Below are 24833 nucleotides of genomic sequence, written 5' to 3'. Positions count from 1 at the left end.
TAGGGTGGCACCGCGGGATTATTATAACTCTCGTCCCTTGTATTCGTACAAGGGATGGGAGTTTTTTGTTGTTTAAAAGAAAAGCGGAAGCGTCCGTTTAGCGAGGTCCAATAGCCGCTGGACACTCTTTTAGAAAAGCTAACGCTTTTCTTTCGTGCGAGGTATCGCTTTCGAAGCTTTCTATAATGGAGCTAGACACTATACTTACAGAACTGATTAAATGAGGAGGTTTTCCACTATGTCAATAAGCATTCCACGGGGAACGCAAGACATTTTACCCGGAGAGGTTGAAAAGTGGCAGCTGATTGAAGCAAAAGCGAGAGAACTTTGTGAGAAATATCAATACAAGGAGATTCGCACCCCAATTTTTGAACATACCGATCTTTTTTCAAGAGGCGTTGGCGATAGCACCGATATTGTTCAAAAGGAAATGTACACATTTGAAGACAGGGGCAAAAGGAGTCTCACACTTAGACCAGAAGGAACTGCTGCGGTAGTTCGCTCCTATGTCGAGAAAAAAATGTTTGGGCTGCCTAATCAGCCTGTAAAGCTTTATTATATGGGGCCAATGTTCAGATATGAACGCCCACAAGCAGGACGGTTTCGCCAGTTTGTTCAGTTTGGAATTGAAGCCTTAGGCAGTAATGACCCTGCTATCGATGCAGAAGTCATTTCGCTCGCGATGAACTTGTATAAAGAAATGGGCTTAAAAAAGCTGAAGCTGATTATTAATAGTTTGGGTGATAAGGAAAGTCGGAACGCCCACCGCGATGCGTTAGTCAATCACTTTAAACCAAGAATTGGCGAGTTTTGTCAGGATTGTCAAAATCGTCTTGAAAAAAATCCGCTCCGTATTCTGGATTGTAAAGTGGACCGTGAGCATGAATTAATGAAAACAGCGCCATCGATTCTTGAGTTTCTGAATGATTTTTCAAAGAATTATTTCGAAAAATTACAGCGCTATTTAACCCAGCTTGATATTCCCTTTGAAGTGGATGCCAACTTAGTGCGCGGGTTGGATTATTATAACCACACCGCATTCGAAATTATGAGTAATGCGGAAGGCTTTGGGGCAATTACCACGCTTTGTGGAGGCGGTCGTTATAACGGGCTAGCTGAAGAAATTGGCGGTCCTGAAACGCCTGGAATAGGATTTGCCTTAAGTATCGAACGTTTTATTGCTGCTCTTAATGCAGAAGGAATCGAGTTGGAGATTAACGAAAGCATTGATTGCTATCTGGCTGCACTAGGGGAAGAAGCAAAGGATTACACGGTCGGACTGTTGCAGCAGCTGCGCAGGGCGGGCTTTTCAGCAGAAAGAGATTATTTAAATCGAAAAATTAAAGCTCAATTTAAAGCAGCCGATCGTCTAAAAGCAAAATATGTGGCGGTTCTTGGCGATGAGGAGCTTAAAAATAATAAAATTAATGTGAAAAATATGGCGACTGGTGAGCAAGTAGAAATCGATTTAGCAACTTTTATTAAACAATTCCAAGAGTTGCAGGAATAAGGGGAGGATATTTTATGTTTGGCAGATCATATTTTTGTGGGGAAGTACCTGAATCATCAGTTGGTGAAAAAGTAACCTTGAAAGGCTGGGTCCAAAAAAGACGCGACCTTGGCGGATTAATTTTTATCGACCTTCGCGACCGTTCAGGTGTTGTTCAAGTAGTTTTTAATCCAGATTTATCTAAAGAAGCGTTGCAAATTGCTGAAAAGATCCGTAACGAATTTGTTTTAGATATTGTGGGAACTGTGGTAGCCCGCGATGAGGCAACCTTCAATGAGAATTTGAAAACAGGTAAAATTGAAGTGCAAGCGGAAAAAGTAACGATCATTAATGAAGCGAAAACACCGCCATTCATGATTTCTGACAAAACCGATGCTTCAGAGGACGTTCGGTTAAAATACCGTTACCTAGATTTCCGCCGTCCAGTGATTTTTGAAACCTTAAAAATGCGTCACCAAGTAACAAAGCAAATCAGGGATTTCCTAGACGGTGAAGGCTTTTTAGATATTGAGACACCCATTTTGACAAAAAGTACACCTGAGGGTGCACGTGATTATTTAGTGCCAAGCCGTGTTCATCCGGGTGAATTCTATGCGTTACCACAATCACCACAACTTTTTAAACAGTTACTTATGGTAGGTGGAATTGAACGCTATTATCAAATTGCGCGCTGTTTCCGCGATGAGGACTTACGTGCTGACCGTCAGCCTGAATTCACACAAATCGATATCGAAACCAGCTTTTTAAGCCAAGAAGATATCATGGGTATGATGGAAAAAATGATGACGAAGTTAATGAAAGAAGTAAAAGGAGTAGACGTACCTGCTGCCTTCCCACGCATGACTTACGACGAAGCAATGAGCCGGTTTGGATCGGATAAACCTGATACTCGTTTTGGACTAGAGCTTGTCGATCTTTCAGAAATCGTCAAGGACTCAGGCTTTAAAGTATTTGCTTCGGCAGTGGCAAATGGCGGGCAAGTTAAAGCGATCAATGTAAAAAGTGCAGCTGAGAAATACTCACGTAAAGACATTGATGCCTTAACAGACTTCGTTGCTGTGTATGGCGCAAAGGGGCTTGCTTGGCTTAAAGTGGACGCAGAAGGACTTAAGGGTCCGATTGCAAAATTCTTCTCAGAGGAAGACGCAAAAGCACTTACGAGTACGCTTGAAGCTTCAGCAGGGGATTTGCTTCTGTTTGTTGCTGATAAGAAGAAGGTTGTCGCCGATGCTTTAGGTGCACTTCGACAAAAGCTAGCTAGAGATTTAGATTTAATTGATCCAAGTTTGTTCAATTTCTTATGGGTAACAGACTGGCCGCTTCTTGAGTATGATGAAGAGGATGGTCGTTATTACGCTGCCCATCATCCGTTTACGATGCCGTTTAGGGAAGATCTAGAGTATTTAGATTCAGATCCATCTAAAGTACGTGCCCAGGCTTATGACATTGTCTTAAATGGTTATGAACTAGGCGGAGGGTCACTCCGGATTTTTGAACGTGATATCCAAGAAAAGATGTTCAGCGTACTTGGGTTTACACCTGAAGAAGCAAAGGAACAATTTGGTTTCTTGTTAAATGCGTTTGAATATGGAACCCCTCCACACGGTGGTATCGCGCTCGGTCTTGATAGATTAGTCATGCTGCTTGCTGGCAGTACGAATTTAAGGGACACGATTGCTTTTCCAAAAACCGCAAGTGCAAGCTGCTTGTTAACGAACGCACCTGGTGAAGTTTCTGAGGCGCAATTAAAGGAATTAAATTTGTCACTAAATGTAAAAAAATAGCAGGAAATCGCTTTCATGAATCCTTGAATACCGATTTTTAATATGTTATTATAAAAGCATCAAAGAAGAGTCCTGAAATGTACGTTGCGTTGCCTGAAGTTTTGACCGAACATTATTTATACGGGAGTCTAGAGTTTCCTGATTGCGTAAATGCCTCACCCTTATACGGGTAAGGGGACTTACAATTTCGGGAACAGGACACCCACCTGCTGAGTGCGGGATCAAAACTAAGGAATTAAGAGTGACGGCATAATTGGGACTCTTTTCTATTTGCTTAAAATCAACCTCCTGAACGTTGCGGGAGGTTTTATTTTGCTTTCCAACTTTATTATTCCTATCAAGATACTTGTTTTTAATGGAGTGTATGATATATTTTTAATCGGGAAAAAGAAACTTAACGAATTTAATAAATTGGAGTGAACATAATGCTGCATCAATTTTCACGTAATGAACTTGCCATCGGCAAAGAAGGCCTTGATATTATGAAAAATAGCACAGTTGCTGTTTTAGGTATCGGCGGGGTAGGTTCCTTTGCTGCTGAAGCTCTGGCTCGTTCTGGCGTTGGCCGGTTAATTTTAATAGATAAAGACGATGTTGATATTACCAACATCAACCGACAGCTGATTGCTTTGCTTTCCACTGTTGGTCGACCTAAAGTAGAGATTATGGAAGAGCGGATCAAAGATATCAATCCAGATTGTGAAGTCATTTCATTAAAAATGTTTTATACAGAAGAGACGTATGAACAGATTTTTAGCCATAATTTGGATTTTGTTGTTGATGCTTCTGACACGATTATCTATAAGATTCATTTAATGAAGGAATGCTTGAAGAGAAATATCCCAATTATTTCAAGTATGGGAGCAGCCAATAAAATGGACCCAACCCGTTTTAAGATTGCTGATATTTCGAAAACTCATACGGATCCAATCGCAAAAGTCATCCGCACGAAGCTGCGCAAGGAAAGAATCCATAAAGGGATTCCGGTTGTTTTTTCCGATGAAAGTCCGATAGTTATTCGTGAGGATATTAAAAAAGAAGTCGGCAATGAAAATGCACCTATCCGCAAAGCACAGATGCCTCCAGCATCCAATGCCTTTGTTCCATCTGCGGCAGGTCTGATCATGGCAAGCTATGTGGTAAGACAATTATTGAGCAGCATAAAAATCCAACGAGTATCTGATGAGAAATAAGAATGGTAGTGGGGCCCTAAACTTTTATTCGTTTAGGGTTATTTTTTTTACGTAGTAAGGTTCTAGGCTTACTTAAACTTGGAATAAAGGGATGGGAGGGTAACGTAGGAGGGGTCTACGTGACCTAAACCGTTCAAAGAAGGATGAAAGGGTAACGTAGGGGGGTTCTACGTGACCGGAACCGTGAAAAGAAGGGATGGGAGGGTAACGTAGGAAGGTCTTACGTGGCCGAAACCGTAAATAGAATGATGGGATGGCAACATCTTATGTTTTATGTGACTGTGAATATGAAGAGCAAAAGAAAATGGTCACTTTGGATAATCCACTAAGTGACCAAACTTATTAATAAAAGAAGGAAAGGGTATTTATGATAAATGTTTTTCTCAATTTAAGATACAATCCACGATTCATTCAAAATAGAACCATCGACCATACCCTATTGCTTTATAATTTTCCATTAGTACCCTTCTAATCATCTTTTTAGACTTTACTACCTGACACCATTCATAAACCAAAACAGTGGTAATTTTTATATCTGGGAAAAGGAACTTTAGTTCCACGACACTACGTAGTTCTGCTGATTCAACCGGTTCCACATACCCACATTTTTTACACACAACAATAATATTATCCTCACCAGAAATCATCAATGAGTCGCACTTTTTACAAGCCATACCTTTCTTAAGTTTTCGATATTCATAAGTAGGTAATCGGGTTGGATAGGGTGACTCGTTCGAATGTAAAGATATTAATCGGTCCGCAAACCTTTTGTGTCTGTCATTTAGTTTTGACGGTGTCCCATCAAACTTTTTCATAAAACAATCAATCTGAGTTGGATAAATAATCGGCTGGTTAAGAGGCGCTTGATATAAGGTAAACTCGGGGTTGATAAAAATGAAGGTTGGTTCAACGGGTATATTATAGCCAAGATTTTGAAGCAACTGGAGGAGTAATAATTTACTGCGTCTTATCTGGTCTAATGGATTAGTTATATCGGGCCCGGATATTTTATGGAACCCTTCAGTGTCGTAATAATAATCTCCGGAGAAGTTTTTTACCTCAAATGGATAAATCCTATCTTGAGCTATGATTAAAGTATCAATTTGAAACACAGTGTCGTTAACCTCAAGGCACAAGTCGTTTATTACTAACAAATCACCTTGAAGCTTTTCGGTTAACAGATCAAACATCAATTCACCTTGGTAGCCTTTTTCAAGCTTAAAAAAGTACTTCTTTTCTGTTGAAGATAAATTACTTCGTATGTTTAAAGATCTCATAATTTTTAATTCCTTCGAATCACAACGAGACTTTAATGCCATATCCACTTCCTCTCATTTTAATAGAACATAATCTTATTTTACAAAAAAGAGGGTAGGTTTAGGGGAAAGTATAAGAATATTTTGTTAAAATTTGCCGAACTCATTTTTGGTGATAACCTTATTATGAGGTAAATACTTCTGCAATAAGATAAACTATGTGAGGATACATTGAGAGGAGTGAGAGGTTGGAAAAAATCGTTGAGTTAAAAAATGTTACAAAAGTAATTAAAGGAAGAACCATAATAGATGATATTAGCTTTCAAGTAAACAAAGGCGAGGTATTTGGTTTCTTAGGTCCAAATGGAGCTGGGAAAACTACAACTATTCGAATGATAGTTGGTTTAATGAGTATGACATCAGGGGATATCAGTGTTGGCGGTTCAAGTATTAAAAGTGATTTTGAAGACGCGGTGCGTCATATTGGTGCGATTGTTGAAAATCCGGAAATGTATAAATTTCTAACTGGCTATCAAAACCTGGTCCACTATGCAAGAATGTCAAAAGGAATTTCCAAGGAGAAGATTGCCGAAACAGTAGAACTCGTGGGATTAACTGACCGCATAAATGACAAGGTAAAAACCTACTCTCTGGGTATGAGACAAAGATTAGGGTTAGCACAGTGTCTATTGCATGATCCACAGGTGTTAATCCTTGATGAACCAACCAACGGTTTAGACCCTGCTGGAATAAGGGAAATTCGTGACTATGTCCGTCTCCTGGCACGTGAAAAAAACCTAGCCGTGATCGTTTCAAGTCATTTGCTTTCAGAAATGGAAATGATGTGTGACCGGATTGGGATTATTCAAAATGGGCGCTTGATCGATGTGCAGCTTGTCCATGAACTAGTCCACGGTGAAACTGAAATGACCTATGAAATGGAAGTAGTCCCTAGCGAAAAGGCGTTGGCACTTTTGGAGACCTACTATCCCAATGTTCGAGCTAACCGTTCAAGGAATGGTATAACTGTGGAACTTCCAAAAGAAGAAATTCCGAATCTAGTGAAAACATTTGTTTCAGAGGATATTCAAGTTTTTGCGATCAAAGAAGTAGCGAAGACGTTAGAAGATCGCTTCCTTGAACTGACAACCGAAAAGGGGGCGCCAAGTCGTGGTTAATTTAATTAAAAATGAATGGATGAAAATTTTTAGACGCCCTGGAACGTATGTGATGATTGCCATCCTGATAGTAATCATAACTATTTTTGGTATTTTTCACAAATACCAGGAACAGGATTTCAACCTCGATAAAAACTGGGAACAAACATTACAGCAGGAAAATGATGCACTAAAGAAGCAGATGAAGCAAAGCAATTCGAAGCTGGAGAAGCAGTTTTATAAGGAAGAAATTGCTATTAATGACTACCGAATAAAGCATCATATTCCCTATAATGAAAAATATAATGTCTGGACGTTCGTGAAAGACGCTTCACAACTCATTATCCTGGCAGGATTATTTACGATAATTATTTCGGCAGGGATTGTTGCGAGTGAATTCAACTGGGGTACCATCAAGCTATTATTAATCCGTCCGATAAATCGCAGTAAAATCTTAGCATCCAAATATCTTACCGTTTTACTGTTTGCGTTGCTGATGTTGGCTATCCTGTTTGCTTTCTCTACTTTACTTGGTGCCATCCTGTTTGGAACGCCAGACCATCCTGTGCCGTATTTGAATTATGCCAATGGGCAGGTAACGGAGCAAAATATTATTGTTTATCTAATGATTTATTATGGGTTTAGATCGATTGACACGATAATGCTTGCGACGATGGCGTTTATGATTTCATCAGTTTTCCGGAACAGTTCTCTAGCAATTGGCTTATCATTATTTTTGTTATTCACAGGGGCTCAATTTACAGTATTGCTTTCGATAAAGTTTAGCTGGGCCAAATACATCTTGTTTGCCAACACCGATCTAATGCAATATGTGGACGGTACACCCATGATGGAAGGAATGTCAATGTCATTCTCAGTCATCATGCTCCTCATCTACTTTATAGCATTCCAATTATTAGCCTTTCTTGTCTTCAAAAAACGAGATGTGGCTGCCTAGAGAAAGAAAAGGGTGTCAGGCACCATGTGAATTTTTCACATGGTGCCTGACACCCTTATTATTATTTCTTCCTTGATAGTTTCTCGTAGACAATTGCAAGTGCCTGCTCGAATTTTCCGGTTTTCTTTGGTTGGTAGTATTGTTTGTGTTTTAATTTGTTGGGTAAATATTGTTGCGGTACCCAACCGTTTTCATAGTCATGTGGGTATTTGTAGTCAATTCCTCTGCCAAGCTCTTTTGCCCCTTTATAATGGGCATCCTTTAGATGGTCAGGTACTTCGCCGACGATGCCTTTTTGAATATCTTCGAGTGCGGCCTGAATGGCTAAGACAGCCGAGTTAGATTTTGGTGATAAGCATAGTTCAATCACGGCATTTGCTAGTGGGATCCTTGCCTCTGGAAAACCAATTCTTTCGGCGGTTTCAATCGCCGCTAACGTGCGCGCGCCTGCTTGTGGGTTGGCTAGTCCGATATCTTCATAGGCGATGACAATCAATCGGCGACTGATACTCGGCAGGTCACCGGCTTCAATTAATCGGCCCAGATAATGAAGAGCAGCATTGACGTCGCTGCCCCGAATCGACTTTTGAAAGGCTGACAAGACATCATAGTGGCCATCCCCGTCTTTATCGGCAACAAGGCTTTTCTTTTGCAAACATTCTTCAGCGGTTACGACATCGATATGGATGATATCAGATTCATCCTTATCTGTTGAAAGGATTGCTAATTCTAGTGCGTTCAAAGAACTCCTTACATCACCATTCGAACCTTGTGCAAAATGCATTAACGCGGCATCCTCAATTTCAACCTTTAATTTACCAAAACCGCGTTCATCATCCTCCAGGGCGCGAATTAAGGCCAGCTTCACTTCATCCGGAGCTAGCGGCTTTAACTCAAAAATTTGACAGCGGCTCCGGATCGCAGGATTAATGGCATGGTAGGGATTACTTGTCGTAGCACCGATTAATACAATCATTCCATTTTCTAAATAAGGTAATAAAAAGTCTTGCTTTGCTTTATCTAAACGATGGACTTCGTCGAGGAGCAGAATAACTTTTCCTGACATTTTTGCTTCAGCAGCAACAATTTCCATATCTTTTTTATTATTCCTCACCGCGTTCAGTGTTCGAAAAGCGTACTTTGTGCTGCCGGCAATTGCACTGGCAATCGAAGTTTTGCCAATACCAGGAGGTCCATACAAGATCATCGAGGTCAGCTGTTTGGCCTTCACCATTCTTGAAATTATTTTTCCTGAACCTACCAGATGCTCCTGTCCGACAACTTCTTCAATCGTTCTAGGACGCATCCGAAAGGCTAAAGGCTTTTGCTGCATGTTACATCTCTCCAAAAAAAAGGTTTTTCTAATTGTCATTTAGATTATGTTTAGCTTTACATTATCATTTTTCCTTGAAAAAGCATATTAAAGAAGAATATGATATAATTCTAATGCCTATCAAATTACTAAGGATTTTTATTTTTAATATAGATATGAATAGAGGTGCGGTATGAAAATCTCAACAAAGGGTCGCTATGGTCTGACGATCATGATTGAACTTGCTAAAAAACATGGTGAGGGCCCGACATCATTAAAAACGATTGCGCAAGCAAATGATCTATCTGAACATTATTTGGAACAATTAATTGCCCCATTGCGTAATGCAGGTTTAGTAAAAAGCATTAGGGGTGCATACGGTGGTTATATCTTAACAGACATTCCATCTAAAATTACGGCTGGTGATGTCATTCGTGTCCTAGAAGGACCGATCACACCAGTTGAAGGTATTGAAGATGAAGAACCAGCCAAACGGGAGCTGTGGATTCGGATTCGGGATGCTATTAAGGATGTTTTGGAAAACACTACGTTAGAAGATTTAGCAAATCATAGTAATGATGAAGAGCCGGATGGTTATATGTTTTATATTTAGGGTAAAAAGTAACATTGGAGAATTATTTTGATAGAAGGTGTTAATGTGGAACGAATCTATCTCGACCATGCTGCCACATCTCCCATGCATCCAAGGGTTATTGAAAAAATGCTCGAGGTGATGAAATCAACTTTCGGAAATCCCTCAAGCATCCATTCTTTTGGCAGGGAAGCACGGCACCAGATTGATTTAGCGCGCGCGGTGCTAGCGGACAGCATAGGTGCAAAGGAAAACGAGATTATTTTTACAAGTGGAGGAACCGAAGCAGATAATATGGCGTTATTTGGGGTTGCGGAAACCTATCAGAAAAATGGCAGGCATATTATTACCTCCGTAGCGGAACATCATGCGGTTCTTCATGCTTGCAAAAAGTTAGAAAAAATGGACTTTGAAGTCACGTATTTACCTGTGGATGAAACAGGGCGAATATCAATGACTGAACTTCGTGCTGCCTTAAGGGAAGATACTATTTTGGTGTCGATAATGTACGGTAATAATGAAGTTGGCACACTCCAACCAATTACCGAGATTGGACAGTTATTAAAAGATCATCAAGCGAAATTCCATACCGATGCCGTTCAGGCTTACGGTGTCGAAAACATTGATGTCAATGAAAGCCAGATTGATTTGTTATCTGTCTCTGCCCATAAAATTAACGGGCCAAAAGGAACAGGATTTCTTTATGCCAGGTCCAATGTGAAACTGTCTCCTCGTTCCTTCGGCGGTGAGCAAGAAAGAAAAAGACGTGCTGGGACGGAAAATATTGCGGCGATTGTTGGATTTCATGAAGCAATGTTGATTGCACATGAAGAACGTACAGCCAAGCGTAATAGATTCTTTGATTTGAAAAAGACCTTGATGGAAAGGCTCCGTCAGCTAGATGTAGAATTTGACAGAAACGGATCGCTTGAATATTCATTGCCACATGTATTAAACTTAAGCTTTCCTGGGACAAGTGTGGAAGCGATGCTAGTTAATCTCGATTTAGCGGGAATTGCTGTTTCGAGCGGTTCGGCATGCACTGCGGGCTCAATAGAACCTTCCCACGTACTTGTTGCCATGTTTGGGAAACAATCAGAACGATTAACTAATTCGATTCGTTTCAGCTTTGGCTTTAATACGACAACCGAGGAAGTAATCAAGGCGGCTGAGGAAACAGCTAAAGTTGTTACTCGTCTGAAAAAATAAATCTTCGACGACTTTGCAGCATTAGAGAGGTGAAAATCAATGGAAAGAAAAGATCCAAAAAACACAAGGGTTGTTGTTGGAATGTCAGGGGGAGTAGATTCTTCTGTAGCAGCACTTTTGTTGAAGCAGCAAGGCTACGATGTCATCGGCATTTTTATGAAAAACTGGGATGACACGGATGATACCGGTTTTTGTACGGCAACCGAAGATTATGAGGATGTCATTCGCGTTTGCAATCAAATCGGGATCCCCTATTATGCGGTAAATTTTGAAAAACAATATTGGGACAAGGTATTTACCTATTTCCTTGAAGAATATAAAGCAGGCAGGACACCTAATCCGGATGTAATGTGTAACAAGGAAATTAAATTTAAAGCCTTTTTAGAGCATGCAATGAAATTAGGTGCGGACTATCTGGCTACTGGTCATTATGCACAAGTTGAATATCGTGATGGAGAATATAAGATGCTCCGCGGTCTTGACGACAATAAGGACCAAACTTATTTCTTGAACCAGTTGACGCAGGAACAGCTTAGTAAAGTTATGTTCCCGATAGGTAATCTTGAAAAACCAAAAGTTCGTGAAATTGCCAAAGAAGCGAATCTTGCCACTGCTACAAAGAAAGATAGCACAGGGATTTGTTTCATCGGGGAACGAAATTTTAAAGATTTCCTAGGTCAATATCTGCCGGCTCAGCCAGGAAACATGGAGACGTTCGATGGTGAGGTCAAAGGCAAGCACGAGGGGTTAATGTATCATACGATCGGTCAAAGACATGGCTTAGGAATTGGTGGAGCGGGTGAACCGTGGTTTGCCATCGGTAAGGACTTAGAAAGAAATGTTCTTTATGTGGGCCAAGGTTTTCATCATGAAAAACTTTATTCAGATTCCATTACTGCTGTCGGCGTAAGCTGGGTATCGGACCGAGAAAAGAATGCTGAATTTACATGCACGGCAAAATTCCGCTATCGTCAGGAAGACCATAAAGTAACCGTGCGTCTTTTAGAAGATGCTCAAGTTGAGGTCGTTTTTGATGAACCGATTCGTGCCATCACTCCAGGCCAAGCCGTTGTTTTTTACAATGGAGATGAATGTCTAGGCGGAGGGACAATTGACCACGTCTTTAAAAATCGTGAACGATTAACATATGTTGGCTAATAAAGACCCTGATTCCTTTTCTAGGAGTCAGGCTTTTTTTTAATAAAATATGATATACTTTCACTTAGGATTGGAGCTGAAATAAATGGATAAAAACCAATTAGGTGTGCAATACATGCAGGATGGCAACCTGGAAGAGGCGGCAAAGGCCTTTAATGAAGCCATTCAAGAAAACCCAAACGACCCAGTTGCCTATATTAATTTCGGAAATGTACTTTCCGCTGTTGGGGACGACGAAAAGGCACTGAATTTTTATCGAAAAGCAATTGAAATAGATGAAAACGCTGCGGCGGCTTATTATAGTATTGGAACCTTGTTATTTAGTAACGACCTCTTCAACGAAGCCAAGAATATGTTTGAGACAGCTATGAAAAAAGGTCTGCAATCAAGTGACAATTACTTCATGTTAGGGTTGACACTTGTTCAGTTGGACCAAGGGAAATTTGCGCTTCCGTATTTACAAAGAAGCGTCGAGTTAAATGAAAATGATGCGGAAGCACGTTTTCAATATGGGTTATGTCTTGCACAGCTTGAGTTAATTTCTGAAGCGGTGATACAATTTGAAAAATGTATTGAACTAGATTCGGAACATTCCGATGCCTATTATAATTTAGGTGTCACCTACGCTTTTCAAGAAAATCCTGCGAAGGCAGTTGAAATGTTTAATAAAGCACTTGATATTCAACCCGACCATTTACTTGCTGGTCACGCGAAAAGGTTAATCGAGGGTAACCAGTAATTTTTCTTATTTTTTCAGAAAGGAGGGAGCCGAATGGAAAAGCAAGATACACTTGATTTATTTACTGAACAAGGAAAATTCGTAAAAGGGAGACCGATTGTGACCATTTTTCACAATGAACAAAACCTTTACACCGTGCTAAGGATTCGCGTCGATGAAACAAATCATCCTTATGAGGACAAAGAAGCAGTGGTCACCGGTTATTTTCCGAAAATTCATGAACAAGAAACCTATATCTTTTTCGGAGAATTTAAGGATCATCCAAAGTTTGGGATGCAATTTCATACCAATCATTTTCGCAAGGACATGCCCCAAACGAAACAAGGGGTTATCAACTATTTATCTGGAGAAATGTTCAAAGGGATCGGAAAAAAGACCGCTGAAAACATTGTAGAAACCTTAGGAGAAGACGCCATATCCAAAATTCTTAATCAGCCGTCATTGCTAGACGCCATCCCAAAACTCCCTCCTGAAAAAGCAAAATTACTTTACGATACGTTGATGGAGCATCAAGGACTCGAGCAAGTAATGGTTGCTTTAAATCAATATGGATTTGGACCGCAGATTTCGATGCGGATTTATCAAGCCTATAAAGATGAAACACTTGACATTATGCAGAAGAATCCATATCAACTGGTTGAGGATATTGAAGGAATCGGTTTTGGCCGGGCCGATGAGCTTGGCTACCAGCTGGGTATTTCCGGGAACCATCCTGACCGGATCAAAGCAGCCTGTCTCTACATCCTGGAAAATGAAAGTATGCAAACAGGGCATGTATACATAAATGCTGAAGACTTATTGGAGCAAGTAAAAGCATTATTAGAAGATAACAAGCGTGATCAAATCGACTACATAGATATATCCAATGAGGTCATTAAGCTGCAAGAAGAGGGTAAATTAATTGGGGAAGAGAAACGCGTTTACTTGCCTTCTTTATATTTTGCAGAAAAAGGGCTTGTGACGAATATCCACCGGATCCTTGAACAAACCGAATATAAAGATCAATTTCCCGAATCTGAGTTTCTGCTATCGTTAGGAAGTTTAGAGGAACGGCTTGGGGTCCAATATGCACCGACGCAGCGAGAAGCCATCCAAACGGCGTTAATGTCGCCGATGTTGATTTTAACAGGTGGACCTGGAACAGGGAAAACGACTGTTATTAAAGGGATTGTTGAGCTTTATGCCGAATTGCATGGCTGTACCTTAGAGCCTAAGGATTACCATAAAAAGGGGGAGCCATTCCCATTTTTGCTTGCAGCACCGACTGGTAGAGCGGCAAAAAGAATGAGTGAATCGACTGGACTTCCAGCGGTAACCATTCATCGTCTCCTCGGATTTAATGGGCAGGAAGGATTTGACCGTGATGATGCGAGCCCGCTTGAAGGGAAAATTATCATTGTCGATGAAACGTCGATGCTTGATATTTGGCTTGCTAATCAACTGTTTAAGGCACTCCCTGAAAATATTCAAGTCATTCTAGTTGGGGATGAGGATCAATTGCCCTCCGTAGGACCAGGCCAGGTTTTAAAGGATATGCTGGAATCAGAACGGATTCCCACGGTCCGCCTAACCGATATTTATCGCCAGGCAGAAGGTTCGTCAATAATCGAACTTGCCCATGAAATTAAAAAGGGTTATTTACCTGCCGATATTACGGTGAAGCAAGCAGACCGTTCATTTATCAAATGTTCAACAGCGCAGGTATCTCAGGTTGTTGAAAAAGTTGCTCTAAATGCCAAGAATAAAGGATATTCGGCAAAGGATATTCAAGTATTAGCCCCCATGTATAGAGGGCCTGCTGGAATCGACCGTTTAAATGTATTGCTGCAAGAGATATTTAATCCGAACCCTGACGGCAAGAGGAAGGAAATTGCTTTTGGTGAGGTAAAGTATCGGATCGGTGATAAGGTTCTACAGCTTGTAAACCAACCTGAAAGTAATGTTTTTAACGGGGATATTGGGGAAATCATCTCGATAATTTATGCGAAGGAAAATACCGAAAAGCAGGATATGGTTTATATTTCCTTTGAAGGGAATGAAGTCGAGTATACAAAGCAGGACTTAAATCAAATCACGCATGCATATTGCTGTTCTGTTCATAAATCGCAGGGCAGTGAATTCCCGATTGTCATCTTACCGGTGACAAGAAGTTATTATCGGATGTTACGTAGAAATTTGATCTACACAGCGATTACCAGAAGTAAACAATCCTTGATCCTTTGCGGGGAAGTAGATGCGCTTAAAATGGGCGTAGAAAGAGCGGATGAACTCTCTAGACAAACAACCTTATGCCAAAAGCTCCAAGAATCGATTACAGCTAGACCAAATGCTGGAGAAAATCATGAATCAATCGTTCCCAAAGCAGCAGAAGGTGAAAATTCTACCGATGGCTTGTCCTACGAGGATCTATTCATACAGGAAGATCCAATGATTGGCATGGAAAACGTTTCACCTTATGATTTTATGTTGAATGACTAACACTATAAATGTTCACAGGAGGTGGGACACTCTTTGCGGACATTTTCGTTACTGAAAGGACAGCCTGTTTTTAATACAAAAAGCGGCCAGAAAATTGGTGAGGTTTGTGATTTATGTATCTCAAGTAACGGTAAGGTAAAGGGCTTATTGATTAAAAAAGGCGTTTTTTTCAAACAAACCTTTTTTCTGGACATCGAGAAAGTGGCTTCCTTCGGCTTAGATGGAATAATGATTGATGACGACGGCCATTTGGTAAAACTGAAAGATGACCCAGAATATACACTTACTCATCAGCATTCTCTAGATGGAATGATGATGCTATCTAAGAGCGGGGAATCGCTTGGATTGTTAAAAGATGTATATTTTCAGGAAGAATTGGGCACAATCATAGGGTACGAAATCACGGATGGCTTCTTTTCGGATCTTACGGAAGGCAAACAAGTCATTCAATCCGGGAAGCCCTTAGCTATCGGAAAGGATGCCATTATCGTAGATGTAAATAATACGTGAGGTGTCTTTCCATGTTTAAGTGTCCCAATTGTCAAAGTAAGGATATCGGTAAAATTGGTATCAACCAATATTATTGCTGGAGTTGCTTTATTGAACTTACAGTAAACAAAGGCCTAATCAGTACCCATCAAGTCGAAGAAGACGGGTCACTTAGTTCCTTAGATGATTTGTTTGAAGAAGAAGAGCGTCGTTACACCCTTTAAGATAAAAAAGCGAAACGCTTGTGTTAGACCGTTATCAAAGTTAACCATGAAACTTATTTAACGTCTATTAAAGAGGTGAAACGTATGAATAAAATGATGACGACGACGATGATTGCTATTGGTGCTGGGATGGCTGCCTATACTGTGGCCTCAAGAAACAATATGATGTCAGCCCGAAATATGAAAAGAATGACAAAGAAAGTAAGGCGCGCGATATTTTAGAACTGAATCCCCCCTCAAATTCGAGGGGGATTTTTGCGTTTCGGTTCATACCTGTTAACATGCGCTACCGCTTTTCTGATGCATAATTCCACCAAGTGTCTCTAAAACTAACATGAATGGGAGGCTTAACACGTGGAGATTCAAATGAAATGGTATTACCGCATCGGGTTTTTACTCCTTTTATTAATTGCCATCTATGTGTTTCTAAAAATCCGCTTTGTTTGGATGCCTGTCTTTAGGGTAGCTATAATTATTATCCTCCCCTTTGTAATCGGAGGATTTATCACCTATTTGCTGCATCCAATTGTCGAAAAATTACACCAAAAAGGCTTGCATCGAGGGCTCGCTATTTTTCTTATTTATATTTTATTTTTTGGTGGTCTGGGCATTTGCATATATAAGGGAATTCCGGCGATGATCGACCAAATAAAAGACCTCTCTGAGAGCGCGCCAGTTTTAGCAGAGCAATACAGAGGTTGGGTTGATAAACTTCAATCGCATACAAGAGAATGGCCCGACGGCTTGCAAACTAGAATTGATGATGGGATTGATGCGTTTGAAGAAAAGCTTGACTCCTTGTTGTCAGTCATTGTAAATATTTTAATTAGTTTTTTTAATTCTGCTTTAATTATGATGATCATTCCATTCATTGCCTTTTATATGCTAAAGGATTTTCAATTGATTAAACGATCCCTATGGTATATTACCCCTAAACAGTGGAGGAAGAAGGGGACACTTTTCCTAAAAGACGTTGATGAATCGCTGGGCAGCTACATAAGAGGTCAACTCCTGGTATGTGTGATCATTGGCAGTGTCTCAGCCCTTTTGTTTTGGATATTTCATCTAAAGTACTCTTTAATTTTGGGCTTGATTGTTGGAGTGACCAATGTCATTCCCTATTTTGGACCCATCATCGGAGCTGTCCCAGCAATCATCATCGCTGCCACATCTTCCGTAAAATTAGTTGTGATTACAATGGTGATTGTTTTTGGGCTTCAATTTCTAGAAGGAAACATCCTTTCTCCATTGATTGTAGGTAAAAGTCTTCATATGCACCCCTTAATAATCATGATGGCGTTAACCGCTGGGGGGGAAGTCGGTGGAATACTTGGACTTATCTTGGCTGTTCCTGTTTTAGTGGTAATAAAAGTGGCTATTATTCACGCGAAAAATCATTTTATTCGCAGGAAAGCAAAAGAACCTTCCACATAAGCGGGTGATAGATTGACAAACTTTTTTCGGGTAGCTATAATTCGTGATATAGAATGATTATTTGTATGAAAATGTTGAAGGATTGAGTATGTTGTAGACCATCTGTAACGCATTTGCGTAGAAGAGAGGAGCTTCCCTGGCTGAAAGAAGCTCTAGATGAAGGACGACAGAAAGCTAATCTGGAGTGCAGCTAACCACTGCCGTATTCCTGCGTTAAGGGATTATTGAGAGATGGATACGTGTTTTGTATCCGTAATCAGGGTGGTACCGCGAGACAAGCTCTCGTCCCTGTTTTTGGGATGAGGGCTTTTTTGTGTGCTTTTTTATTAAAAAGGGAGGTCTAATAATGAAAAATTTAACAGGTTCACAAATTCGTTCGATGTTTTTAGAGTTTTTTAGTAAAGAAAAAGGTCATACTATTGAACCGAGTGCATCACTTGTGCCGCATGATGATCCATCACTATTATGGATTAACAGTGGGGTTGCAACTTTAAAGAAGTATTTTGATGGACGTGTCGTTCCTGAAAATCCTAGAATTACAAATGCGCAGAAATCTATCAGAACCAATGACATTGAAAATGTCGGAAAAACAGCCCGCCACCATACATTCTTTGAAATGCTCGGTAACTTTTCAATCGGTGAATATTTTAAAGTAGAAGCTATTGAATGGGCATGGGAATTCTTAACGTCTGAAAATTGGATTGGCTGGGATCCAGAACTTCTCTCGGTTACGATCCATCCTGAAGATCACGAAGCCTTTGAAATCTGGCATAACACCATCGGTCTCCCGGAGGAGCGCATTATTCGCCTCGAAGGAAACTTCTGGGATATTGGTGAAGGCCCAAGCGGTCCGAATACAGAAATTTTCTATGACCGAGGTCCAGAGTATGGAAATGATCCTACGGATCCTGAACTCTACCCAGGTGGTGAAAATGACCGTTATCTTGAGGTCTGGAACCTAGTATTTTCTCAATTTAATCATAACCCGGATGGTACCTATACACCGCTGCCAAAGAAAAATATTGATACTGGAATGGGATTAGAACGAATGGCTTCCGTTGTTCAAAACGTCCCTACCAATTTTGATACAGATTTATTTATCCCTATTATTCGTGCAACAGAAGAGATTTCCGGCGAAAAATACGGACAGAACAAAGAGACCGATGTTGCCTTCAAAGTAATTGCAGACCATATTCGTACGGTTGCCTTTGCAGTCGGCGATGGGGCATTGCCTTCAAATGAAGGTCGTGGCTATGTACTGCGCCGCTTACTTCGCAGGGCTGTTCGGTATGCTAAACAAATTAATATTAATCGTCCATTTATGTTTGAACTCGTTCCTGTCGTAGGCGAAATCATGGATGATTTCTATCCAGAAGTGAAAGACAAGACCGATTTTATTCAAAAAGTCATCAAAAGTGAGGAAGAACGCTTCCATGAAACACTTCATGAAGGCTTAGCGATTTTAGCAACTGTGATTAAGAAGGAAAAAGAGACAGGCAGTGAAACCATCACTGGTGCGGATATTTTCCGACTTTATGACACATATGGGTTCCCGGTTGAATTAACAGAGGAATATGCTGAAGAAGAGGGCATGAAGGTTGATCATGAAGGCTTTGAAGTAGAAATGGAGCAACAGCGTGAGCGTGCCCGAGCAGCAAGACAAGATGTCGACTCTATGCAGGTCCAAGGCGGTGTCCTTAGAGATGTTAAGGTCGAAAGTAAGTTTGTCGGCTATGACGAACTTAAAACGAATTCTATTGTGGCAGCAATCATTAAAAATGGTGAACTTGTCGACAAAGCATCGAGCGGTGAGGAAGTTCAGCTAATTCTAGATGTGACACCGTTTTATGCAGAGAGTGGCGGACAAATTGCTGACCGTGGTTTGATAACAGGTGTAGATTCTAGTATAACGGTTAAGGATGTTCAAAAAGCACCAAATGGTCAAAACCTTCACCAAATAGTTGTGAAATCAGGAACATTAACAACGAACGACAAGGTGACAGCTGAAGTTGATGCTGAAAACCGCGTGAAAATTATTAAAAACCATACAGCGACCCATTTGTTACACCAAGCCTTAAAAGACGTTCTAGGCGAACATGTGAACCAAGCTGGTTCCCTTGTAGAACCAGATCGTCTTCGCTTTGACTTTTCGCATTTTGGTCAAATTAAACCAGAAGAACTTGAACAAGTCGAGAAAATCGTCAATGAAAAAATCTGGAGAAACATCGAGCTGGACATCAGCCTAAAGCCAATTGCTGAAGCAAAAGAAATGGGGGCAATGGCTCTTTTTGGAGAAAAATATGGTGATATTGTCCGTGTAGTAAGGGTTGGCGATTATAGCCTAGAGCTTTGCGGCGGCTGCCATGTTCCAAATACATCTGTGATTGGGTTGTTTAAAATTATTTCTGAAGGCGGAATTGGTGCTGGAACGAGAAGGATTGAAGCGGTAACCGGTGAATCAGCTTACAAATCATTAAATGAGCAAGTGAGCTTGTTAAAGGATGCAGCTGAGAAACTAAAAACCAATCCGAAAGAAATTGTTAATAGAATTGATAGTTTAATGCTAGAAATCAAACAACTTCACAGAGAAAACGAATCTCTTTCAACAAAACTTGGGAATATTGAAGCCGGAAATCTCGTATCAAAGGCGAAAGAAATTGATGGGGTAACAGTGTTAGCTGCAAATGTTCAAGGTGCTGATATGAATAACTTAAGAAATATGGCTGATGATTTGAAGCAAAAACTGGGCTCGGTCGTAATTGTTTTGGGTAGTGCCCATGAAGGAAAGGTTAACTTAATTGCAGCAGTTACCAAGGATTTAATTGAAAAAGGTTATCATGCTGGAAAGTTGATCAAAGAAGTTGCTTCTCGCTGCGGCGGCGGCGGCGGCGGTCGTCCTGACATGGCTCAAGCAGGTGGTAAGGATCCGGAAAAACTGGATGCTGCACTTCAATTCGTTGATGAATGGGTAAAATCCATTTGATAATAGGACAAAGTAGTGTAAAATGTAGGTAACTAAGCTAAAAAGCGGAAGTGCCCAGGCGCTTCCGCTAGACAATACAATTCTCTCCTCAAATAAAAAGCGAGGTGTATGCAATGAGCTCATTTGACAAAACGATGCGATTTAATTTTCCTGAAGAACCGTTTGAGCATGATATAAATGACGTTCTTCTTCAAGTTTATGAAGCTTTGCAGGAAAAAGGCTACAATCCGATCAACCAAATTGTTGGTTATCTTTTATCAGGAGATCCTGCCTATATTCCGCGTCATCGCGATGCCCGCAATATTATTCGCAAGCTTGAACGAGATGAAATTATTGAAGAATTAGTGAAATCCTATCTAAAACAACAGCGAGAGGGTTAATGCATGCGCGTATTGGGTTTAGATGTAGGCACTAAGACAGTCGGTGTCGCTTTAAGCGATGAATTTGGCTGGACTGCCCAGGGCCTTACAACTCTCAAAATCAATGAAGAAAAAAATGTGTTTGGTTTTGAGGAAATTGGTCAATTAATAAAAGAGTATCAAGTAGATACGGTTGTCATCGGTCTGCCTAAGAACATGAACGGGACGATTGGACCGCGCGCAGAAGCGAGTATGCAATATGCAAGAGAAATTGAAAGTAAATTTGCAGTGCCAACTGTCCTTTGGGATGAGCGTCTAACAACAATGGCAGCTGAGCGCGTATTACTTGAAGCCGATGTAAGTCGGAAAAAACGTAAGAAAGTAATTGATAAGATGGCTGCAGTGATGATCCTGCAAGGCTATCTGGATAGTAAAAATTAATGAGGTGAAGAAATGGCACATGATCACGAACACGAACATGATGAAGAACAATTTATTACACTAGTAGACGAAAATGGTAACGAACAATTACATGAAGTGCTTTTTACTTTTGATTCTGATGAGTTCGAAAAATCTTATGTATTCTTTTATCCTGTAGGATCTTTTGATGATGATGAAGAAGATGTTGATATTCATGTTTACGCTTATATTCCTACGGAAGATGGCGGATATGGTCCGTTATTGCAAATTGAAACGGACGAGGAATGGGACATGGTTGAAGAAGTGTTCAATACCTTCAATGAGGACCAAGAAGCGGAAGAAGAATAGAATATGGATAAACCGGCTGGTTTAATAGCCGGTTTTTTTTTGTCTTTATTGTATTAAAAACTGACAAATTTATTGTTAAATTGACATTTTTCTTACTATGTGCTGAAATAATTAAGATGTCTATTTTTTTAATGTTACACATTAGTAGTTTACAAAACCTAGATCTGCGTCGGTATAAAGGGAAGGGGGAGTCAAATGACAACAGACAAAAAAGATGTTATCCGTAAAAAAATGCTTGAACATCAAAACGAAGCAAAAGTTGTCAGAAAAATTGTTTTGATTATTTCAATTTTATTGCTATTATTAATAGTCTTAATTAGTGGTGGAGGATATTTGTACATAGAATCAGCACTTAATCCTGTTGACGCAGGTAGTAAGAAACTGAAAACAGTGGATATTCCGATTGGCTCATCAGTCACAGGTATCGGCGAAAAGTTAGAATCAAGTGGGATCATAAAAAGTGCAAAAGTATTTAAATATTATGTAAAGCTAAAGAATGAAGGCGGGTTTATGGCAGGGGAGTATCAACTAAGTCCTTCCATGGATGTCCCCGAAATTGTTAGCCGTCTAAAAACCGGTAAGGTACTGGCTAAGGCCAGTTTCAAAATTACCATTCCTGAAGGAAAACAACTGAAAGAAATTGCGGCCATGATGGCAAAAGCAACCAAACAGAAGGAAGATGTTGTTTTTAATAAATTAAATGACAAAGAATTTATTAAAACGCTAATGGCTAAATATCCGGATATATTAACCGAGGAAATCTTAAATTCTTCAGTAAAATATCCACTGGAAGGTTATTTATTCCCGGCGACCTATCCGTTCTACAAAAATAATCCCTCTGTTGAAGAAATGGTCACTGCTATGCTTGATAAAACCCGGACGATTGTATCTGCCTATTCAGAGCAAAGTAAGAAAAAAAAGCTATCTGTTCATCAACTATTAACCATGGCCTCATTAGTTGAAGAGGAAGCGACCGAAAAAGCGGACCGTAAAACGATTGCGAGTGTTTTTTATAATCGGATCGAAAAGGGTATGATGCTCCAAACCGATCCGACCGTTCTCTATGCTCAAGGGAAACACAAGGAAAGGGTGTTATATGAAGATCTTGAAGTGGATTCACCATATAACACATACCAAAATACGGGTCTGCCTCCAGGTCCAATTGCCAATGCCGGAAAATCTTCGATTGAAGCATCACTTGAGCCTGAGAAGACTGACTATTATTATTTCTTGGCAACGGCAGATGGTGATGTTATTTTTACAAAAACTCTGGAAGAGCATAATAAGGAAAAAGCAAAGCATATTACAAGTAAAAATTAATTGCATTACGGAGGAAATGTTATCATTCCTCCGTTTTTCTATTGAAATATTATACTGATCTATGTTAAAATAGTTCAAGTGTTTTAATAAATGATCCATAGCGTAACTCACAGTAAGGTAACCTGGCCATAGCTGCCTGGAACGCATTATGTCGGAATTCTACCCGTTAATGCTGAAGATTACTGTGAACGCTATTTTTTCATGTCTAAATAGTTTTATCTATAGAAATAATAAAAGTATTTGACTTAGAGAATTGCTAGCCCAAGCGCAATTCTTATTAGGGATAGAGGTGAGGGCAGCTTGTTAAATGAGAAGCTGCATTCTTATATTGAAGGTCTTATTTCTGAACGAAATCTATTGTTTACAGAAATGGAAAACTATGCGAGTGTTCATAATGTTCCTATTATGGAACTGTCAGGTATAGAAACGATGCTGCAATTATTACGAATTCACGATTCAAAGAAAATACTTGAGGTGGGAACAGCGATAGGTTATTCTGCTTTACGAATGGCAGAGGCGCTCCCAAATGCCCAAATTGTTACAATCGAGCGCGATGTGGACCGTATACACTTGGCTGAACAGTTTATCAGTCGCTCGGAACATAGTCATCAAATCACTTTAATCAAGGGTGATGCACTTGAGGTTGAGGATGCCGTAAGTGGACATGCCTCTTTTGACGCGATTTTTATTGATGCAGCGAAGGGTCAATATAAAAAGTTTTTTGAAATTTATTCTAAATATCTAACGGATAATGGTCTAATTATTACCGATAATGTTTTGTTTAAAGGCCTGGTTGCAGAACCTGTAATTGAAACAAAAAGAATACGGAATCTCGTCAAAAAGATTGATGAATTTAATCACTGGTTAATGAATCATCCGGATTTTGATTCTGTTATATTGCCCGTCGGGGACGGGGTTGCGATAAGCAAAAGGAGAGGTGATAGGATATGAAAAAATCAGAATTACTGGTAACTCCTTTGACTGTCAATGATATCTTGCCATTATGTGAAGCTGGTGCAGACGCATTTGTGGTCGGTGAACAACGGTATGGCTTACGACTTGCAGGGGAATTTAACCGAGAAGATGTCCAAAAGGCGATCCAACTAGCCCACTCAAAAGGGAAAAAAGTATATGTGGCCATGAATGCGATTTTTCATAATGAAAAAATTGAAGAGCTCGGCGAATATATTCAATTTGTGTCAGTGGCAAAGGCTGATGCGATCATTTTTGGTGATCCTGCTGTTTTAATGACGGCAAGAGAAGTTGCCCCAGATATGAAACTGCACTGGAGTACCGAAACAACAGGAACAAACTGGTACACTTGCAATTATTGGGGTAGAAAAGGTGCGAAACGGGCAGTGATAGCTCGAGAAATTAATATGGATGCGATCGTTGAAATGAAAGAAAATGCGGAAGTGGAAATCGAAGTGCAGGTTCACGGTATGAGCTGTATGTTCCAATCCAAACGTTCGCTTCTAGGAAATTATTATGAGTACCAAGGAAAAGTAATGGAAATTGAAAATCGAAATATGCAAGAAAACATGTTCTTACATGATAAGGAACGAGAAAATAAATATCCAATCTTTGAAGACGAAAACGGTACACATATTATGAGTCCAAATGATATTTGTATCATTGATGAACTTCAAGAGATGCTTGAAGCGGGTGTCGACTCGTTTAAAATCGACGGAATCCTAAAAAGCTCTGAATATATTCTTGCAGTAACTAAGGCTTACCGTGAAGCAATTGATTTGTTTAGCGAAGACCCGGACGCTTATGAAGATAAAAAGGACGAGTTGTTAGCGGCAATTGAAGAAATTCAGCCGGCCAATCGTTCATTAGATACAGGATTTTATTTCAAAGAGACGGTTTATTAAAAGAAGAAAAGCAGAAGTCCCTGCTCAGGGGCG

Annotated in this window: 23 protein-coding genes, 1 other RNA gene and 2 other annotated features (1 of these 26 only partly in view); of the genes, 22 read left to right on the top strand and 2 right to left on the bottom strand. The window is 40.1% G+C overall.

Annotated elements, in window-relative coordinates:
• Positions 1-41, top strand: a binding site (T-box leader); it begins 201 nt to the left of the window's first position.
• 197 nt (positions 42-238) lie between these two features.
• From hisS to COE25_RS23970, 4 genes are all read left to right on the top strand, one after another.
• Entirely contained in the window at positions 239-1510 is a 1272-nt protein-coding gene (gene hisS, locus COE25_RS23985; protein ID WP_088089091.1) for a histidine--tRNA ligase, read from the top strand.
• A 14-nt stretch (positions 1511-1524) separates the two neighbouring features.
• Positions 1525-3294 carry an aspartate--tRNA ligase gene (aspS, locus tag COE25_RS23980; protein ID WP_098934417.1) on the top strand — a complete coding sequence of 590 codons (1770 nt, stop codon included), beginning with the start codon at positions 1525-1527 and terminating at the stop codon, positions 3292-3294.
• Between the two features lie 66 nt (positions 3295-3360).
• A non-coding RNA gene (ssrS, locus tag COE25_RS23975) (6S RNA) lies at positions 3361-3558 on the top strand.
• Positions 3559-3719: 161 nt separating this feature from the next.
• On the top strand, positions 3720-4487 hold the full coding sequence (locus COE25_RS23970; protein ID WP_088089089.1) for a tRNA threonylcarbamoyladenosine dehydratase: 768 nt from the start codon (positions 3720-3722) through the stop codon (positions 4485-4487).
• 407 nt (positions 4488-4894) lie between these two features.
• Here COE25_RS23970 and COE25_RS23965 read toward each other — a convergent pair whose 3' ends face one another.
• The gene (locus COE25_RS23965; protein ID WP_098934416.1) at positions 4895-5806 is read right to left on the bottom strand and encodes an NERD domain-containing protein; all 912 of its coding nucleotides are present in this window, start codon (positions 5804-5806) and stop codon (positions 4895-4897) included.
• A gap of 185 nt (positions 5807-5991) precedes the next feature.
• On the opposite strand from COE25_RS23965, the gene COE25_RS23960 reads away from it, so the two are divergent.
• Entirely contained in the window at positions 5992-6921 is a 930-nt protein-coding gene (locus COE25_RS23960) for an ABC transporter ATP-binding protein (protein WP_098934415.1), read from the top strand.
• On the top strand, positions 6914-7858 hold the full coding sequence (locus COE25_RS23955) for an ABC transporter permease (RefSeq protein ID WP_098934414.1): 945 nt from the start codon (positions 6914-6916) through the stop codon (positions 7856-7858). Before COE25_RS23960 ends, COE25_RS23955 begins: the two co-directional genes overlap by 8 nt.
• Before the next feature lie 61 nt (positions 7859-7919).
• Here COE25_RS23955 and COE25_RS23950 read toward each other — a convergent pair whose 3' ends face one another.
• Positions 7920-9191 carry a replication-associated recombination protein A gene (locus tag COE25_RS23950; protein ID WP_098934413.1) on the bottom strand — a complete coding sequence of 424 codons (1272 nt, stop codon included), beginning with the start codon at positions 9189-9191 and terminating at the stop codon, positions 7920-7922.
• 172 nt (positions 9192-9363) lie between these two features.
• On the opposite strand from COE25_RS23950, the gene cymR reads away from it, so the two are divergent.
• The 16 genes from cymR (at position 9364) to COE25_RS23870 (ending at position 24800) form a co-directional block, all read left to right on the top strand.
• Positions 9364-9783 carry a cysteine metabolism transcriptional regulator CymR gene (cymR, locus tag COE25_RS23945; protein ID WP_088089084.1) on the top strand — a complete coding sequence of 140 codons (420 nt, stop codon included), beginning with the start codon at positions 9364-9366 and terminating at the stop codon, positions 9781-9783.
• Between the two features lie 45 nt (positions 9784-9828).
• Positions 9829-10971, top strand: coding sequence for a cysteine desulfurase family protein (locus tag COE25_RS23940; protein ID WP_088090540.1), 1143 nt, complete (start codon positions 9829-9831; stop codon positions 10969-10971).
• Between the two features lie 39 nt (positions 10972-11010).
• A complete protein-coding gene (gene mnmA / locus COE25_RS23935) occupies positions 11011-12129 on the top strand; it encodes a tRNA 2-thiouridine(34) synthase MnmA (protein ID WP_088089083.1) in 1119 nt (372 codons plus the stop codon).
• Positions 12130-12214: 85 nt separating this feature from the next.
• Entirely contained in the window at positions 12215-12868 is a 654-nt protein-coding gene (locus COE25_RS23930; RefSeq protein ID WP_088089082.1) for a tetratricopeptide repeat protein, read from the top strand.
• Positions 12869-12901: 33 nt separating this feature from the next.
• Complete coding sequence (gene recD2 / locus COE25_RS23925) at positions 12902-15346, top strand: SF1B family DNA helicase RecD2 (protein WP_098934412.1); 2445 nt, start codon at positions 12902-12904, stop codon at positions 15344-15346.
• Positions 15347-15379: 33 nt separating this feature from the next.
• Positions 15380-15856 (top strand): PRC-barrel domain-containing protein, encoded by a 477-nt coding sequence (locus COE25_RS23920; protein ID WP_088089080.1) that lies wholly within the window; start codon positions 15380-15382, stop codon positions 15854-15856.
• A gap of 11 nt (positions 15857-15867) precedes the next feature.
• Positions 15868-16059, top strand: coding sequence for a hypothetical protein (locus COE25_RS23915; RefSeq protein WP_088089079.1), 192 nt, complete (start codon positions 15868-15870; stop codon positions 16057-16059).
• Between the two features lie 84 nt (positions 16060-16143).
• Entirely contained in the window at positions 16144-16281 is a 138-nt protein-coding gene (locus tag COE25_RS23910; RefSeq protein WP_088089078.1) for a YrzQ family protein, read from the top strand.
• Positions 16282-16413: 132 nt separating this feature from the next.
• On the top strand, positions 16414-17493 hold the full coding sequence (locus COE25_RS23905) for an AI-2E family transporter (RefSeq protein ID WP_098934411.1): 1080 nt from the start codon (positions 16414-16416) through the stop codon (positions 17491-17493).
• A gap of 65 nt (positions 17494-17558) precedes the next feature.
• Positions 17559-17786, top strand: a binding site (T-box leader).
• Between the two features lie 53 nt (positions 17787-17839).
• Complete coding sequence (alaS, locus tag COE25_RS23900; protein WP_098934410.1) at positions 17840-20476, top strand: alanine--tRNA ligase; 2637 nt, start codon at positions 17840-17842, stop codon at positions 20474-20476.
• A gap of 113 nt (positions 20477-20589) precedes the next feature.
• Positions 20590-20856, top strand: a complete 267-nt coding sequence (locus tag COE25_RS23895; RefSeq protein WP_066257787.1) for an IreB family regulatory phosphoprotein — start codon at positions 20590-20592, stop codon at positions 20854-20856.
• Between the two features lie 3 nt (positions 20857-20859).
• Positions 20860-21276 (top strand): Holliday junction resolvase RuvX, encoded by a 417-nt coding sequence (gene ruvX, locus COE25_RS23890; RefSeq protein WP_088089075.1) that lies wholly within the window; start codon positions 20860-20862, stop codon positions 21274-21276.
• 12 nt (positions 21277-21288) lie between these two features.
• Positions 21289-21603 carry a DUF1292 domain-containing protein gene (locus COE25_RS23885; RefSeq protein WP_088089074.1) on the top strand — a complete coding sequence of 105 codons (315 nt, stop codon included), beginning with the start codon at positions 21289-21291 and terminating at the stop codon, positions 21601-21603.
• A 195-nt stretch (positions 21604-21798) separates the two neighbouring features.
• A complete protein-coding gene (gene mltG / locus COE25_RS23880) occupies positions 21799-22923 on the top strand; it encodes an endolytic transglycosylase MltG (RefSeq protein WP_088089073.1) in 1125 nt (374 codons plus the stop codon).
• A gap of 300 nt (positions 22924-23223) precedes the next feature.
• A complete protein-coding gene (locus COE25_RS23875) occupies positions 23224-23874 on the top strand; it encodes an O-methyltransferase (protein WP_098934409.1) in 651 nt (216 codons plus the stop codon).
• A complete protein-coding gene (locus COE25_RS23870; RefSeq protein ID WP_098934408.1) occupies positions 23871-24800 on the top strand; it encodes a peptidase U32 family protein in 930 nt (309 codons plus the stop codon). Before COE25_RS23875 ends, COE25_RS23870 begins: the two co-directional genes overlap by 4 nt.
• The last annotated feature ends 33 nt before the right edge of the window (positions 24801-24833 follow it).

The organism is Bacillus sp. AFS031507 (genome assembly GCF_002584635.1).
Taxonomy (GTDB): Bacteria; Bacillota; Bacilli; order Bacillales; family Cytobacillaceae; genus Neobacillus.
Note: the sequence above shows the minus strand (reverse complement) of the source record. Positions and strands in the feature narration are given on the sequence as shown.

Excerpts from the sequence above, each read along its gene's own strand:
- ruvX (WP_088089075.1), top strand. The coding sequence starts at position 20,860 with ATGCGCGTATTGGGTTTAGATGTAGGCACTAAGACAGTCGGTGTCGCT.
- alaS (WP_098934410.1), top strand. The coding sequence starts at position 17,840 with ATGAAAAATTTAACAGGTTCACAAATTCGTTCGATGTTTTTAGAGTTT.
- COE25_RS23910 (WP_088089078.1), top strand. The coding sequence starts at position 16,144 with ATGAATAAAATGATGACGACGACGATGATTGCTATTGGTGCTGGGATG.
- COE25_RS23970 (WP_088089089.1), top strand. The coding sequence starts at position 3,720 with ATGCTGCATCAATTTTCACGTAATGAACTTGCCATCGGCAAAGAAGGC.
- aspS (WP_098934417.1), top strand. The coding sequence starts at position 1,525 with ATGTTTGGCAGATCATATTTTTGTGGGGAAGTACCTGAATCATCAGTT.
- COE25_RS23895 (WP_066257787.1), top strand. The coding sequence starts at position 20,590 with ATGAGCTCATTTGACAAAACGATGCGATTTAATTTTCCTGAAGAACCG.
- COE25_RS23930 (WP_088089082.1), top strand. The coding sequence starts at position 12,215 with ATGGATAAAAACCAATTAGGTGTGCAATACATGCAGGATGGCAACCTG.
- cymR (WP_088089084.1), top strand. The coding sequence starts at position 9,364 with ATGAAAATCTCAACAAAGGGTCGCTATGGTCTGACGATCATGATTGAA.
- mnmA (WP_088089083.1), top strand. The coding sequence starts at position 11,011 with ATGGAAAGAAAAGATCCAAAAAACACAAGGGTTGTTGTTGGAATGTCA.
- COE25_RS23885 (WP_088089074.1), top strand. The coding sequence starts at position 21,289 with ATGGCACATGATCACGAACACGAACATGATGAAGAACAATTTATTACA.
- hisS (WP_088089091.1), top strand. The coding sequence starts at position 239 with ATGTCAATAAGCATTCCACGGGGAACGCAAGACATTTTACCCGGAGAG.
- COE25_RS23950 (WP_098934413.1), bottom strand. The coding sequence starts at position 9,191 with ATGCAGCAAAAGCCTTTAGCCTTTCGGATGCGTCCTAGAACGATTGAA.
- recD2 (WP_098934412.1), top strand. The coding sequence starts at position 12,902 with ATGGAAAAGCAAGATACACTTGATTTATTTACTGAACAAGGAAAATTC.
- COE25_RS23915 (WP_088089079.1), top strand. The coding sequence starts at position 15,868 with ATGTTTAAGTGTCCCAATTGTCAAAGTAAGGATATCGGTAAAATTGGT.
- COE25_RS23870 (WP_098934408.1), top strand. The coding sequence starts at position 23,871 with ATGAAAAAATCAGAATTACTGGTAACTCCTTTGACTGTCAATGATATC.
- mltG (WP_088089073.1), top strand. The coding sequence starts at position 21,799 with ATGACAACAGACAAAAAAGATGTTATCCGTAAAAAAATGCTTGAACAT.
- COE25_RS23965 (WP_098934416.1), bottom strand. The coding sequence starts at position 5,806 with ATGGCATTAAAGTCTCGTTGTGATTCGAAGGAATTAAAAATTATGAGA.